This is a genomic window from Thalassolituus alkanivorans, assembly GCF_020447205.1.
Taxonomy (GTDB): Bacteria; Pseudomonadota; Gammaproteobacteria; order Pseudomonadales; family Oceanobacteraceae; genus Venatoribacter; species Venatoribacter alkanivorans.
Genome location: NZ_JAJAEL010000039.1, coordinates 115,239 through 130,014, shown reverse-complemented (window position 1 = coordinate 130,014; position 14,776 = coordinate 115,239). Strand labels below are relative to the sequence as shown.

Sequence of the window (14,776 nt, the reverse complement as noted above, 5' to 3'; positions counted from 1 at the left end):
TTTTTTTTGCCTCCCTGCGCGAAACCCTTGGTTGCGGGCAACTTAACTGGCAAAGCGAAGCCAGAAGTATTGCCGGTTTAATACAGGAATTACGCGCCCAGGGAGAGAACTGGGACTCAGCACTGGCCAGGCCCGATCTGCTCTGTGCCCGTAATCAGCAACTGTGTACACCTGACGAAGCAATTACTGCCGGTGATGAAATTGCTTTTTTCCCTCCGGTAACCGGTGGCTGATATGGAACATTTAACCCGGATAAAAGTGCAGCAGGAAGATTTTAATCTGGCCGACGAATACGCAGCGCTGGGTAATCAGGCTGGCTGCGGAGCCATCGTCAGTTTTATCGGCAGTGTTCGCGAGCTGGCCGGCGACTCGTTATTAAGCATGACGCTGGAGCATTATCCGGGCATGACCGAAAAATCATTATTGCAGATCACCGAACAGGCACGGCAACGCTGGCCCCTCGGCAATATCACCATTATTCACCGCATTGGTACATTAAGCGTTAACGAGCAGATTGTGCTGGTACTGGTCAGCAGTGCTCACCGTGAAGCCGCTTTCCGCGCCTGTGAATTTATTATGGATTTTCTGAAAACCCGCGCGCCGTTCTGGAAAAAAGAACAGACAACAGCAGCCGGCTATTGGGTGGAGGCAAAAGACAGTGACAACCAGGCCGCTCAGCGCTGGTCGTCGCCGGAATCATAAAGGCTCCGGAATAACATGGTAGGGGTTGCCGCGCCCATCAATCGCCCGCCACTCTTCTTCGGTCAGCCACAGCGTTGGTTTCTGACCACATAATTCTGCCAGTGCTGCCAGAGCATGAGCCCAGGTACAGCCGTTTACAAATAACAGCGACTGAGTATCCAGTGTGCCGCCACGGTTGATATACCCCAATGCCCGGGTTCGTTGCGCGCCCAGATCCAGTTGCCGGCAGGTTACCAGCAGCACCTCAGCCCGGCCATGGGTGAGAAAAACCCGGTAACGCACTCTGGCAGGAAACAATGCGCGCACAACTGCCGGATCAGCCAGCGCCGCTTTTTCCCAACGGTCGCGCGCCTGACGGAAGCGTCCTGGCTCTAATAAATAAATCAGTGAATGCGCTACACGCTGCTGACGTAAGCGGTCGGAGGCTTTCAGCATTTGCTGCAGTTGCACGGCACCGCAGGCAACCAGCTGCAATTCAGCGCCGCAATGTCCGCGCAGACAGACAGCACCATCCTGAACCAGTTGGGTAGCTTGCCGGGCAGAAAAAAACTGTGGCATCACACTGCGCGTAACCACCAGATTCCAGACCACTCCTAAATCGCCATAGCAGGTGCGCAGGCAAGCCATCGCACTGTTGGCATCAGCAGGAAATACTACCCGTGCCATATCGGCCATTTTAAGCATCAGTCCTTCCGATAAACTGGAGTCCTGATGGCTCTGGTCATGTTCGCCGTTTTCCCAGATCAGCGAGGTTGTCACAACCGGGAATCCAAGCCAGCCTGCTGCATCCCCCGCTTCTTTTTGTTGGCGTGAAAAAATAATGGCCTGCCGCAAAGCACACAGCATTTTTATGGCAAAGGCTTCATAGGCAACGACCAGATTAATACCCGCCTGATTCGCCAGACAGGCACTGACAACGGCCTCTTCATTCAAAGCCGTAATAACACAGCCATCGATAGCTTCTGCGGCGGTAATTTCCGGGCGGGTAACGCGGTGACGGAACTGATCCAGCGTCTGGCTCATACCATTGCCACGCAGTTCATCAGGATTACCAACCCGGACCCGCAAGCGCGGATTAACTTCGGTTAATTCAATAAAATAACGATCAATAGCCGCCATAGCGGATTCCCGCCGGTCAGCCCATTCCGGTTCAGGGCAATTAACGGCCAGCATAGGCGTGCTTTTTTGTTTAGGTTGCCCCAATAAAGAAGCGGCTTCGCGCCATTGCGCATCCGGTTGCAATAATGCTTTTGCTCCCCGATGAAAAAAGGTCAGCGCTTCCGGATTTTCTGCCGGATAGGCTCCCAGCGGCAAACCATACGCGGCGCCAGTGCCGGCCGCAGGAAAGCCAAACCCTTTTACCGTTTCAGCAATACAGTAAGGCAAGGCAACCGGATATTGCGCTTCGCCCTGACGGATACGTTCAAACGCCTGGGACAGCTGAATTTCCATATAATAAATGGCGCACATAAAGGCCGCAGGGTCCCGCCCATCAATCACAAAAGGCGCAAAACCCTGATTACGTAAATGACTGACAAACCAGCTGCAGCCGCCCTGTTGGGCAATGGTCGTGCGCTGATCAATACGCCGGCCATTGGCAATCATTACCGGCGCAATCAGGCCGGTATCTTCTCCACGCCACCAGCGTGCGGCCCAGTCGGTACCACGCTGTTCTTCAAAGGCTCCGTCACTTAAAAAAGCGACCAGACGCTCTCCCGGCAGCGGCATATGCGCATATTGCATTCCGGCAAAGCCCAGATAACCACCCTCCATTCGTGCACCGGCCGTATGCACATTAACGTGAGCGCCCAGTGTTGATATCCGCTGCCCGGTATTATCCAGACGGGTGTCATAACAATCGGCGACAAAACGACTCAGGCCGTCATCATCCAGTGGGTACTGCCGGCGACGTTCAGGCGTTGCGGTGCCGGTCAGCAATTGCAAAGCATCAATGGCAGCAACGCAGTGCCCCTGCCCCATCAGCCAATCCCGCGACTGGCCGGTAAAATGATTTAACGCCAGCAAACCGGCATAGGCCGGCACCATATTCAGAGCGCCGCCGGTATGTCCGCGTGGGTGGGTTTTAAAATCCTGAGGCGTGAGATTACGGCCATCGGTATAGACTCGGCGGGCATAGGTCATATGCACCACCAGCCACATCGCCTGCTGGGTCAGGCAATCCAGAGCACGCAAACGCTGAAAAAAATATCCGGTATCAGCAATAAGTCCTTTTTGCAGCAATGACTCAGCCATCAGGTGTGCCTGAATCTGAGTAGCCGGGCGGTGTTCAATCACTCCCAGACCTGCAGCCCAGAGCGCCAGTTCCGGATTCTGATCGCGCAGATTCTGCGCTTCATGATCCAGATATTCCGGAGTCATCGGGTGACTGGTTTGCTGGTATAAATTAAGCGTCATAGCAACTCCGTGTCAGGAGTCTCTGATGAAACGCGTTTTGACATTGCCGATCTATACCCCGCAGGGGATAGACCGGCGCAGACCATGACGCAGATCAGCTGACAGCCTGTAAACGCTGACGATTACCCGGATTTTCCTGACGTTGCTGACGGTGATAGTGACGGATGGAATGCTCCTTACGGCGCCCGGCGCTGAACGCCGAGGTGCGTTTAAGATAGCCAATAACCCGGGTGCCATAGTCGATATCGTCAGAGCCACAGGCCGGGCAATATTCCAGCGTCCGCTTATCAATTTTTTCACATTCGTTGCAGATGGTGATTTTGACGTTTACGCAGAAATAATTACAGCCGGTACGGGCCGCAATATTCAGTAAGGCCAGATAACCGTCTTCACTCAGCTTTTCTTCCAGATTCAGATGCAGTGCCGATCCGCCATCCAGATAATCAAGTAACTCACGACCATGCAACTGGAACTTATCCAGCACATTGGTTTGCTCATCTTCGACCTGATAAAAATAGGAGTTGTAGCAATCCCGCTGCACACGATAGCCATCGGATTTATCCCAGCGGGCATTTTTGATGCCCAGATTTTCGGCCGGAACAAACTCCGTGTTAAACATATATCCATATTCAAGCTTAGCGGCCTTATTGGCCTCATAAATCACTTTCAGATGATCTCTGACAAAGTTTTTATACGCCTGATTATTACCGGCAACCAACCCCTGCGATTCAGCAGCCTCGACCATACCGTTAATACCGATAGTCAGGAATTGCTTGTCCAGATTAATAAATCCGGCGTTGTAAACCGTCAGCATTCCGGCCTGAAGGTACTCTTCCATTAAGCGACGATAAGCCACCTGATAACGCTGCACCTTACTGATTTCTTCGGCAAGATCACGGCCATCCTGAACCAGCCGGTTCATATTAACTGTAATTACATTAATAGAACCGGTTGCCACACCACCGGCTCCCAGCGAGTAGGAAAATGTATTGTCGCTGATTTCACTGCGTAAGCGGCAGCAGGATGCCAGGCTGTCTGCACTGTCGGAAAGGTAGACGAAGAAAGAGCTTCCCCGGTTCAGATGAGCGGCCATACTGCGGGCAAAGTCCTGATCTTTACACTGCCCTTTTTCGGTCAGCATGGCCACGGTGACAACCGGAAAGGTGAGGATGCTTTTGCTGCGCTCAGCATTAAACCAATCCAGGAAAAAATGCTGCAGTTTATCCAGTGTCTTCCAGCAGGGCTTGCTGAAATCAGGGAAGACGAACTCACCAAACATGCTGTCGAAATAGTTTTTGTCGTATAGCGAAAGATTCCAGAACACACTCTGATAACCCCGAGCTGCAGCCGGCTGATTGATGGCATACACGACATGCTGAAGATGGTTGGCAATCTGCTGGCGATGGGTATTCAGATAATCATCACCATAATCTTTGCGGGCAAAATAGTCGAAGTAAGTTAAAAATTCGACCGTAGCTACCGCGCCAGCGAACTGGCTGCTGACAGCGAAGACAAAATTTACGAATGAACCACAGAACGATTCAATATGCTTCGGTGCCTGAGATTCGCCACCAAGCTTAGTCAGCCCGTCCAGTAAAAACGGATACATAGTTACCGATACACAATAGGGCTTCAGGCTGGTTTCATCATGTACATAAATCTCATGGTTCTCTATCTGGCGGATATATTCCTGTGCCAGATCATCCCCGAATAAATCGGCAATTTTTGCTGAAACCTGCGCACGGTTAATCTGCACAAAATAATCTTTCATCATCTCCGCTTCGAGCGTGGCGATATTCTTTTCGGTCACATTGGCATTGGCATCCATCCGTGAGCCGTCGGCGGCATTTTGTGCAGCCAGATAATGTTCAATAAAATCCAGCTTATGCTTAATGTGCTCTGCGCTCAGTTTCAGCATGATTCCGCTCCTTCAGGGTAGGCAATTGTTATTGATGAAATTTATGATTCAGGCAGCGATTGCTGCGTAAATCCATAAAACGCTGATTTGTTAAGGGAGACTCCAGCCCCCCGAGATCCCGTAACCAGGGACCGGTTTTCAGGTAGGTCAGCTCAGCCTGCAGGCGCGGAGCAACCATATCGAGCCCGGTATAAAGACAGGTATTCAGTCCTTGCCGGCGGGCCAGCTTCAGCAACAGTAACAGCTGCGCTTCATGCCACTCTCCACCCATAAACAGCACGCAGCTGATCAGACCGGCGTATGTCTCCAGACGCTGCCGGAAGTACTCTTCGGACAGCGGTTCACCCGCCATCGCGGGCCAGGTATCGGCACTGTGGCAACCGGGACAACGCAGCGGACAACCGCTGATGGTGTAGGCCAGAGAGACTTCTCCCGGCACTTCCTGGAAGACCACCTGTTCACGACTGAAATACATAAAATCCCATATGTAGTGCCTTAAATAATAAACAGACACAATATATGGACAAAGACTAACGAGAGGCGGCCGAATAAAATTGATCCAGATCAATTTTATTTGCAAACTACTCCGACATGGGTATCCGATACAGAGAACGGATGATCAGGAAAAGGGCGGTCAGCGCAATGGCCATTTATGGCGCAGTGGCAATGCAGAAAGAAAAAAGCCGGGTTATTACCCGGCTAAAGAATATTGGCACAATGACTTAGCCCGCGCGGCCGTCCGGCCGTGGACCAAGCAGAATGCGCGCATAACAAAAGACGAAGAGTATAAAAGCGCTACTCCACAACAAGGCCGACAGGCTGTAAAACAGCAAAGACTGTTGTGGCCAGATAATCACTCCCAGAGAACGCAGCAGTGCAGCCAGCAGCAACAACGCAAACGACAGTGACATTAACGGCCTTGGCTGCAGTGGCCGGCCGGAGTGCCCCAATGACACTCGGGCAATCATGGCCAGAATCATTCCGCCAACCGCTCCGGCGGTCAGTGCATGCAAAGCCGCACTGAAGGTGACCGGCCAGCCAAGGTAGTGCATCGCCAGCAACAAGAGGCCAAGTGGAATAAACCAATAGGCAAGATGCAATGACCACAGCAAGGGGATTTTCCAGGTAACTCCGATACGTAAGCGCGCAATCCGCAGCGCCTGACTGGCTGCCGTCAGCACCAGCAGCAACGCCAGCACAAAGGGTGGTAATAACAGATCAAGACGCAGCAGATAAATCACAAGCAACAACCAACTCGCCCCCAGCACCAGCTTTTCCAGCCAGGGAAGCGCTTCTGTTTTCGGCGTCATACTGCCATTGGCGGTAAACATCGGCATCACCCGACCGCCAATCACTGTAATCATTAATATCAGCATCCAGCTGACACTGTGACTACCCCACTGCACCAGTGACATATCCTGCACCGCATTGCCCCAATGCATCACCGCATTGGCAAAGGTCATCAGCAACAACACCGGTACAAAGAAATAATTCCGCTGTTGTTTAACAGCAAACAACAGCCGCCAGAAAAACCAGGCGACCAGCGGCATAAATGCCATATCAACCAGGGCGGTAAACCACCAGGGCAAAAGATCACCGGCTAACATACACAGCCGGCCAGCGAGCCATAAAAGTGTCAGCAATAACAGTGGCCGGCCATGGGTTGCCCGCTGCCCAGTCCAGTTTTGTACAGCGGTCAGTAAAAACCCTGCGACGATGGCCAGAGCAAAACCAAACAGCATTTCATGGCTGTGCCAGAAAACACTGCCGCTACCCGGCAGCAGAATAATCCCCTGTAACGCCAGCCCCCAGAGCAGAATGGCCAGAGCACTGAATGCCGCCCCCAGCAGAAACATCGGCCGGAACGCCTGGCCCCACAAAGGGTGGGCGGGTACAGAGGATATATTCATAACACTCCTTAGAGCTTTGGCTTTCAGGCTTTCAGTTCCTGCTCAATCTGCCTGTCGACTGACGATACATAGTATTCGTCAGAGAAAGCGGATTCCGGTTCTTTCAGCCACATCAGGCAAACAAGCCAGCTGATAAAACCACCGGCAGCGATAATAAAGAAGAACTGATTCGCATCCACAAAGGTATAGATGGTCAGATAAAACACTGCCCCCACATTACCATAAGCACCCGCCATACCGGAGATCTGTCCGGTCAGACGACGTTTAATGGATGGAATAATACCGAAAGTGGCACCTTCTGCTCCCTGTACGAAAAATGAAGTAAATACCGTAATCGCAACAGCAATAACCAACGGCCAGGAAGAATTCAACAGCCCCATCAGTGCAAAGCCTATCGCAATGCCCAGCATATAACTCAGCATCACAAAGCGACGGTTACCCAGACGGTCGGAAACCAGCCCACCCATAGGCCGGGCAACCAGATTAACGAAGGCAAAAGAAGCGGCAATTAAACCCGCAGCGGTCGGAGACAGACTCCAGGTTTTTTCAAAGAACATCGGCAGCATAGAAACAACCGCCAGTTCTGCACCAAAATTAGCGAAATAGGTACTGTTCAGGGCTGCCACACTGTTAAACGGATATTTATCGTCTTCCGGTACACCCTTTTTCAGAATCGGCACATTTACCCGCAGAATCTGCACAATCTGATAAACCACAATGGCAGCAATAACGGCATACGCAATAGCCGCACCTGTCGCATCCAGATAACCCAGTTTCTGGATACGCCATACCAGCACAGCCAGAATACCCACCAGAGGAATGGTCCACAGAATCAACTTAACCATGTCACCCCAGCTGCTGACCTCGAGTGCAGCGGTTTTCCGCGGTTTACGATGCACGGTGCCGACCGGACCATCGGTAATGGCAAACCAGTAATAAACGCCGTAAGCCGCCATCACAAATGCACTCTGTGCAATTGCCCAGCGCCAGCCGTCATCACCGCCATACATAGTGATGGCAATCGTTGGCAAGGTCATAGCTGCTGCAGCTGAACCAAAGTTACCCCAGCCGGCATAAAAGCCTTCGGCAAAACCAATATCTTTAGGTTTGAACCACATTGCAGTCATATGAATACCAACCACAAAACTGGCACCAATAGAACTCAGCACCAGACGGCTGACCAGTAATTGGGTACGGGTTTCGCCAAAAGCAAACGCCAGCGCCGGAATGGCCATGGTTACCAGCAGTACAGAGAACACCCGCCGCGGGCCAAAACGATCCAGCGCCATGCCAACAATAATCCGTGCCGGAATGGTCAGCGCTACGTTACAGATAGCAAAAAGTTTCAGGTCTTCTGCGGTCAGCCAGTTAACGCTTTTCAGCATGCTGCTGGCCAGAGGAGCCATATTGAACCAGACGTAGAAGGTGATAAAAAACGCAATCCAGGTCAGGTGCAGTGCTTTTATTTCAGGATTTTTAAATTTAAAGACGTCTGCAACTTGCATAACGATCTCCTGTAATGATTTCTACATGCTGGGCAGAATGAGTAATGGACACTGCGCCCGTCTGGTTAAAAATGAACTGACGCTGCCAAAGGTCATATAATCGAGTTCATCCACAAAGTAGGTCAGTGAGCGGGCGATAAAGCCGCCGTCCGGTTCATGACTGTGACGGGCAATAACAAGGAGATCCGGGCGTAACTTTTCTGTCGCCGCGAGTAACATCTTCCGCGCGTCACCATCCAGAAGCAGAGTTTCCGCGCTTATTTTCTCGTTCTGACATAACGTCTGAGCCTCAGCCAGAAAGCCTTTCAGCTCATCAACTTCGTCATTAAACAGCGCTTCGTTGTTCTCGGTGATATCGCGGGGATTCTCGGCAACCGCAACCAGAATAAGCTGCGGTTTAAGCTCCCCAAACATGGTAATGGTTCGTGCCAGCGCCAGCTTCGCATTACGCGAACCATCATAAGCAATCATGATTTTCATACCATGCACTCCCGTTCATCAGCGCAGAATTCTGCGCTTCTGTGAAACACAAACCGGATCAGATCCATGGCGGTTATGACCCCCGCGACATTACCATCACGGGTAACAAACACGCGGTGAATATGTTTTTCAAGAATGGTATCAGCAACGACTTTGATATCGTCATTGACATCGATGGTAATAACATCGGGAGTCATGATCTGATAAACCATGCATGACTTATTAATGTCTTTTACCCAGTTTTTCAGATCCTCTTCCGGCACTTTCATATCGTATTCGCGCCGGTAAAGACGACTCAGTGCAGCTTCCTTCTCATTAATATCAAGACTATTAAAGCGAAAGACATCACTGACGCTGACAACGCCAACAAGTTTATGGTCATCAGCAACAACAGGAACAGCAGAGATATCATGGCTAACGAAGAAGTCAGCAAGACGCTGTATAGTCCATCCTTCATGGGCAACAAAAACTTCACCATTGATAAGATCTCCGGCTTTTAAACTCTTATTTCTCATAAAGTCACCTGAATTAAATGTTTACAGAGGTCTTAAGGGTTGTAGATTTCTGAACTTTTTCTCAGATAGAACCACCAGTTAATAAGCAGACAAAGTGCGTAGAAAACTGCAAAGCCATACATTGCCAGCTCTGGAGTTCCGGCTTTAATCTGAGCCCCCATCACTTTAGGGGCAATAAAAGCACCATAAGCGGCAACCGCGGAGGTCCAGCCAAGAACAGGGCCTTTCATCTGCTGGTCAAAGATCACACCGATACTGCGGAATGTTGAGCCGTTACCAATACCGCTGGCTGCAAACAACACAATAAACAGCAGCATAAACACCATGAAGTAGTCATTAGGGTTGGCAGAGTTGTAGGCCTGCATCATTACATAGCCTGTTGCCACAGAAGCCACGACCATAACCGCCGAGATAATTTGCGTAACAATCGAGCCACCGACTTTATCGGAAATCCAGCCACCAACCGGGCGGATTAATGCACCAACAAAAGGCCCGATCCATGCCCAGGTAAGAGCGCTCGGAGCGTCGGGGTTTACCACACGGATCATTTCGCCATCCACACCTGCCTGCATCATCTTTCCGAAGATAACGGTAATGGACAGAGGTAAAGCAGCAGAGAAACCGATAAATGAACCGAAAGTGAGAATATAGAGAACGGTCATTGACCATGTATGTTTATTGCGGAAAATTCTGAACTGATTTTTGATGTTAGGCTGAATACTGCCGGGAATCATACGCAGAAGGATCAGAGTCAGAATGATAGTGAATGGCAGAGCCAGCCACATACCAATCATTCCCATCATGTAGATACCAACTGCTGCGGTAAAAAGAGCAATGGCATACAAGCCAATAATTTTTCCGAAGGCAGCTAAAGGATGTCCTGGTTCAGGAGTCACCACGTTCAGGTTATTCATACCAAACCAACCGGCAAAGGCCAGTGGGATTAACATTAACAGCCAGACAAAACCGGCATTCTGAATCCAGGTTTCTGAGCCCGCCTCAATACGACCAACCAGAGTTCCGCTGGCAGATTGCAGAACCATAGGATCACCAGCCAGAGGACCAAACAGACCGACAGTCATCACCAGCGGAATTAATATCTGCATAGTGGTCACACCAAAATTACCCAGTCCGGCATTCATGCCCAGACCGTAGCCCTGCTGGCTTTTCGGAAAAAAGGTACTGATATTACTCATGGAACAGGCGAAGTTGCCGCCGCCAATACCAGACAGCAATGCCATTAACTGAAATACCCAGTAAGGGGTTCCGGGCTCCATCAGCGCCATACCGGTCCCCAGCGCCGGAACCATCAGCAATGCTGTAGTCAGAAAGACGGTGTTACGGCCACCGGCAATGCGGATCATAAAGGATGCCGGAATCCTCAGCGTTGCCCCGGATAAGCCGGCAATAGCAACCAGAGAAAATAACTGCTCGGTACTGAAATCAAAACCGAGATTTTTCATCTGCGTGGTGATCATTCCCCACATCAGCCAGACGGCAAAGCCAATCAAAAGGCTGGGAATTGAAATCCACAGATTCCGGCTGGCAACCTGCTTCCCCTCCTGCTCCCAGAACGCCTTGTCCTCCACGTCCCATTTTTCAATGTAAGCTGAACCTTTAGTCGCCATGATATTCCCCTGTTAATCAGATCATGACTTCATAATCACCCTGTCTTAATAAGGCAGCAATAGGCGGAAAAACTGCAAAAAAAGCGCTTATTAAAAGCTCTACCCATAAGGGGATTGGGTATTTATGACACAGATCAATCAGATCCGGAGAGTTGATGCTGAAAGCTGATTATCGACAGTATTCAAGGGCATAGGGAGTACCTACTTTGGGCAATATCTACCCAAAAAAAACGCCTGCAGAGCAGGCGTAAAGGAGGAGGCTTCACCTAAAAAGAAAGGCCGCACCAGAGCCAGAATTTGTCTGTATCAGAGCCGCCGTCTGTAGCATCATAGCTTGCGTATTTAAGCCCGGAGGAAAGATTCTTCGAGAATGGGTACAGCAGCTGAACATTCAGTTCCGAACCAAGATCATCTCCTCCTTTATCGGTTGAATATTCATGATACGCAACCAAAGCCTTGATCTTATCGACAGATCCGGAGATCCGGAGATACGTATCTGAAAGACCATTATCCGGTGTATTCAGGAACTTATCCGCCCAACCATTAAAAGCATGCTTGGTTGCCAGCGGAGTCTGGAAACCGTACTTGCCATCATCACTTCCCAAGGTTTCATTACCAAGAGTAAGGTTGACTCCCTTCAGGGTTGCTCCGGCTTCAACATGATAATAAATCGCGTCTTTATCACCGTTTTTATATGCCGATTGAGTAGCAATCTCAGCCAGATAATTGACCTTGATATCATCCAGCGATTTCTGACCAGCCAGGCTGACGCCATAGGTATCGTAATAAAGATCGGAATCGTCAATATCAACCAGATAGGCATAAGTCACCAGTTTACCGACCGATAGTTTGTCAAAGGCAAGATTCAGTGCATGCCCGGTGATATCCCTCTCTGAAAAATTGATATCATTGACCTGATTAATATAAGCGTAGGTAACCCCAATATTGTCCTTTTTATACTGCAGAAGCGCAGCGTCATAAGTCTGCTCATTCTGCCGCCAGCCTACGTTGCCAATAAACCGGGCGTTATCCAGAATAATACGCTGACGGCCAACAACAGCCGTTAACGCTTCTTTTGTGTAAGACAGCTGTGCCCGGTTGATTTCGGTATTGACCGGATCAGCCACAGGATCATAATCGCTGCTCTCAGGTGCATAGTCGTCAATAATGCTTCTGACATCCTCAATTTCAGCAAGAACCTTCAGCCCATTGTAGTTATCTGTCTCATAACCGATTCGGCTTCTCAGTGTTAATGCGGTGGCCGACTTTGTCAGGTTGTCTGTGTCATTTGTTTCATAGCGAAGACGGAAATCAGCCGGAAAGTTTCCGGGAACGCCATCAAAGCTCTGGGAAAAAACCACAGGGGAAGCCAGTAATAAAGCACTGGCCAAAGAACTTAGTTTAAAGATCATCGTGCTCTCCTTTCGTAAATGAGCACTGAGTACCATTTATCACTGCATCAATGGCGAATCTGATACAGAGAAATCGAAACCTTCTAATTGGGTTTCTTGAATAAGGGATTGAATGTACTGAGCCGTTGCTTTTGCTTTTACTTTGTCATTCAAATACTGTCGTATACGGGCCTCAACCTGCTCATAAGGCAATGGATTTCCCGCAATTTTACGTTCAATAAATACCACATGAAAACCGTAACGGCTTTCAACAGGCGCAGGTAATAAGCCTTCGTTTGCAGTAAATACCTGACGTTCAAATTCCGGAACGGTTTGTCCGGTACTGATCTGCCCAAGACTGCCACCCGTTTCTTTCGACGGACAGGCAGAGAACTGTCTGGCCAGGTCAGAAAAATTTTCTCCGGCGCGTAATTTATGCACCAGTGTTTCTGCCAGCGTTTTACTGTCAACACGCTGTACTTCATCATCCGGGGCTGCAGCCAGAAGGATGTGGCGCAATTCCAGCAGAGGTGACGTGGTAAAACGTATGGGATTTTTTTCAAAATACAGACGGCACTCATCCTCCGTTGCTTCCGGAAGATAAACATCCTGATCAAATAGTTTCTCAATGAAATCATCCTGGCCGGCCTGACTGCCACTGTCAGAAACAGGCAAACCCAGAGAGCTCGCCCGCTGACGGAGAATTTCACCAATAACCAGGGATTCTGCTGCTTTCAGCATCGCCTGGCGCTTGCTTTCGGCCGGGTGATACTGCATTTCTTCCAGAATGGCCGACTCAGGAATAGTAACATCATTTACTTTAATCATTACTGACTCCGCGAGGCCCGTATTCGTTGTTTTAACAGCGAATACGGGCCTTATCTCATGTATTAACGGGCAAAACGCTTACGTACAATCTGGTGCTGACGGGTGACATATTGCACCGGTGCGCTGAGCATGTGCACCAGACGGCTGAACGGAAAGACAACAAACAGTGTCATCCCCAGCATAATATGCATTTTGAAAATCCAGTGTACGCTGGAAATATTTTCCACAGCGTCAACCAGATCCAGTGTCATAATATTTTGTGCCCACATCATCAGCTTCATCATTTCATGACCGTCCAGATGACCCGCAGAAACACCGATCGAAATCAACCCAAGAATCAGCTGTGCATACAGTAAGAACAGAATAACAATATCCATTTTTTTACTGGTCGCACGGATACGGGGATTAAACAACCGGCGCTGAATCAGAATGGTAAGACCGATAAAGCAGATCAGACCAAAAAGGCCGCCAGCCCCCATTGCCACAAGCTGCTTCATTGGCGCAGTGACACCAATAGCATGCCAGATTTCAACCGGTGTCAGCAGACCAAATAAATGGCCAAAGAAAATGCCTAATACACCTACGTGAAACAGAATACTGCCCATGCGCAGCTTTTCTTTTTCCAGCAATTGACTGGAGCTGGCTTTCCAGGAGTATTGCTCCCGGTCATAGCGGATCCAGCTGCCGATAAAAAGAATTGCCATTGCGACATATGGATAAACACCGAATGCCAATGTATTGAAATAGCTCATAGTTGACTCCTTTACACCTGGCCCGCTGAAGATGTTTTTAGCAGTTCGGTATTCAGCGGAATATACTGATCCCGCCGCTGCCCCTCTGCCGGACGATTGTTACTGCTGCAGGAGGATTCTGCGTTATCCATAAAGTTGACCATTTCCTCTTCCCAGACTTTATCCAGCGCCTTAGGCGTATTGTCCGGAACTTCCCCGGCAATCTGGCCACGCAAATCATTGAGATCCAGTGCCACTTCACTGAGACCAACCAGAGCATGGAATAAAGAAGCGTAATCAGATTCCCGCTGCTCCAGACGACAGGCCAGCAATGCCAGAATATGCGAAACCTCCTGTAAGCCCAGGCGGGCATTGTCATTGCCCTGGGTGCTGAGAAAATCAAGGTACAAAGGAATGTAATCCGGAAGCTCTTTTGTACTGATTTCCAGACCGGCTTCTTTGTATTGATTCATCAGGTCAACCATCGCCTGACCACGATCACGGGATTCACCATGCACGTGTTCAAACAATAATAAGGACAGTGAACGACCACGTTCAAACAGGCCGTCATACTCTTCCTGCCAGTCAACAATGTCACCGCGGCAACGGTTTTCAATAAAAGCCGATAATGACTCAGCATGTTCCGCCGGCAGTCCGGAGCTGGCCACCACGGCCAGCAACGCATCCTTTTCCGCAATCAGTTCTGCGGTCGGATAATCAATCAGTAATGAAATCAGGCGAAGTATTTTCATG

Annotated in this window: 14 protein-coding genes; 2 read left to right on the top strand and 12 right to left on the bottom strand. The window is 49.8% G+C overall.

Annotation, left to right across the window (positions count from 1 at the left end; all coding sequences use genetic code 11):
* Positions 1–233, top strand: a 233-nt coding sequence (locus tag LGT44_RS15905) for a MoaD/ThiS family protein (protein WP_408033934.1), incomplete at its 5' end; no start/stop codon positions are given.
* A gap of 1 nt (position 234) precedes the next feature.
* Complete coding sequence (gene moaE, locus LGT44_RS15900; protein ID WP_230331553.1) at positions 235–702, top strand: molybdopterin synthase catalytic subunit MoaE; 468 nt, start codon at positions 235–237, stop codon at positions 700–702.
* Here the strand turns inward: moaE and LGT44_RS15895 are convergent.
* The 12 genes from LGT44_RS15895 to narJ form a co-directional block, all read right to left on the bottom strand.
* Positions 697–3,117 carry a phosphoketolase family protein gene (locus tag LGT44_RS15895; RefSeq protein ID WP_230331552.1) on the bottom strand — a complete coding sequence of 807 codons (2,421 nt, stop codon included), beginning with the start codon at positions 3,115–3,117 and terminating at the stop codon, positions 697–699. The genes moaE and LGT44_RS15895 overlap by 6 nt on opposite strands.
* A gap of 94 nt (positions 3,118–3,211) precedes the next feature.
* Positions 3,212–5,035 (bottom strand): anaerobic ribonucleoside-triphosphate reductase, encoded by a 1,824-nt coding sequence (gene nrdD, locus LGT44_RS15890; protein WP_225691039.1) that lies wholly within the window; start codon positions 5,033–5,035, stop codon positions 3,212–3,214.
* Between the two features lie 28 nt (positions 5,036–5,063).
* Entirely contained in the window at positions 5,064–5,510 is a 447-nt protein-coding gene (gene nrdG, locus LGT44_RS15885) for an anaerobic ribonucleoside-triphosphate reductase activating protein (protein WP_230331551.1), read from the bottom strand.
* Positions 5,511–5,757: 247 nt separating this feature from the next.
* A complete protein-coding gene (locus LGT44_RS15880) occupies positions 5,758–6,945 on the bottom strand; it encodes an NnrS family protein (RefSeq protein WP_230331550.1) in 1,188 nt (395 codons plus the stop codon).
* 23 nt (positions 6,946–6,968) lie between these two features.
* Positions 6,969–8,450 carry an MFS transporter gene (locus LGT44_RS15875; RefSeq protein WP_145467962.1) on the bottom strand — a complete coding sequence of 494 codons (1,482 nt, stop codon included), beginning with the start codon at positions 8,448–8,450 and terminating at the stop codon, positions 6,969–6,971.
* 21 nt (positions 8,451–8,471) lie between these two features.
* A complete protein-coding gene (locus tag LGT44_RS15870; protein ID WP_145467961.1) occupies positions 8,472–8,930 on the bottom strand; it encodes a universal stress protein in 459 nt (152 codons plus the stop codon).
* Positions 8,927–9,445 (bottom strand): CBS domain-containing protein, encoded by a 519-nt coding sequence (locus LGT44_RS15865; protein WP_145467959.1) that lies wholly within the window; start codon positions 9,443–9,445, stop codon positions 8,927–8,929. The genes LGT44_RS15870 and LGT44_RS15865 overlap by 4 nt, the downstream gene beginning before the upstream one ends.
* 32 nt (positions 9,446–9,477) lie before the next feature.
* Entirely contained in the window at positions 9,478–11,073 is a 1,596-nt protein-coding gene (locus LGT44_RS15860) for an MFS transporter (protein ID WP_230331549.1), read from the bottom strand.
* A gap of 266 nt (positions 11,074–11,339) precedes the next feature.
* Positions 11,340–12,485, bottom strand: coding sequence for an alginate export family protein (locus LGT44_RS15855; protein WP_230331548.1), 1,146 nt, complete (start codon positions 12,483–12,485; stop codon positions 11,340–11,342).
* Between the two features lie 39 nt (positions 12,486–12,524).
* Positions 12,525–13,292: a peptidylprolyl isomerase gene (locus tag LGT44_RS15850; RefSeq protein ID WP_230331547.1), complete on the bottom strand. Its 768-nt coding sequence runs from the start codon at positions 13,290–13,292 to the stop codon at positions 12,525–12,527.
* 62 nt (positions 13,293–13,354) lie between these two features.
* Complete coding sequence (narI, locus tag LGT44_RS15845; protein WP_145467952.1) at positions 13,355–14,044, bottom strand: respiratory nitrate reductase subunit gamma; 690 nt, start codon at positions 14,042–14,044, stop codon at positions 13,355–13,357.
* An 11-nt stretch (positions 14,045–14,055) separates the two neighbouring features.
* On the bottom strand, positions 14,056–14,775 hold the full coding sequence (gene narJ, locus LGT44_RS15840; RefSeq protein WP_230331546.1) for a nitrate reductase molybdenum cofactor assembly chaperone: 720 nt from the start codon (positions 14,773–14,775) through the stop codon (positions 14,056–14,058).
* Position 14,776: the final 1 nt, after the last annotated feature.

Coding starts and splice junctions, on each gene's coding strand:
- moaE (WP_230331553.1), top strand. CDS start 235: ATGGAACATTTAACCCGGATAAAAGTGCAGCAGGAAGATTTTAATCTG.
- LGT44_RS15895 (WP_230331552.1), bottom strand. CDS start 3,117: ATGACGCTTAATTTATACCAGCAAACCAGTCACCCGATGACTCCGGAA.
- nrdD (WP_225691039.1), bottom strand. CDS start 5,035: ATGCTGAAACTGAGCGCAGAGCACATTAAGCATAAGCTGGATTTTATT.
- nrdG (WP_230331551.1), bottom strand. CDS start 5,510: ATGTATTTCAGTCGTGAACAGGTGGTCTTCCAGGAAGTGCCGGGAGAA.
- LGT44_RS15880 (WP_230331550.1), bottom strand. CDS start 6,945: ATGAATATATCCTCTGTACCCGCCCACCCTTTGTGGGGCCAGGCGTTC.
- LGT44_RS15875 (WP_145467962.1), bottom strand. CDS start 8,450: ATGCAAGTTGCAGACGTCTTTAAATTTAAAAATCCTGAAATAAAAGCA.
- LGT44_RS15870 (WP_145467961.1), bottom strand. CDS start 8,930: ATGAAAATCATGATTGCTTATGATGGTTCGCGTAATGCGAAGCTGGCG.
- LGT44_RS15865 (WP_145467959.1), bottom strand. CDS start 9,445: ATGAGAAATAAGAGTTTAAAAGCCGGAGATCTTATCAATGGTGAAGTT.
- LGT44_RS15860 (WP_230331549.1), bottom strand. CDS start 11,073: ATGGCGACTAAAGGTTCAGCTTACATTGAAAAATGGGACGTGGAGGAC.
- LGT44_RS15855 (WP_230331548.1), bottom strand. CDS start 12,485: ATGATCTTTAAACTAAGTTCTTTGGCCAGTGCTTTATTACTGGCTTCC.
- LGT44_RS15850 (WP_230331547.1), bottom strand. CDS start 13,292: ATGATTAAAGTAAATGATGTTACTATTCCTGAGTCGGCCATTCTGGAA.
- narI (WP_145467952.1), bottom strand. CDS start 14,044: ATGAGCTATTTCAATACATTGGCATTCGGTGTTTATCCATATGTCGCA.
- narJ (WP_230331546.1), bottom strand. CDS start 14,775: ATGAAAATACTTCGCCTGATTTCATTACTGATTGATTATCCGACCGCA.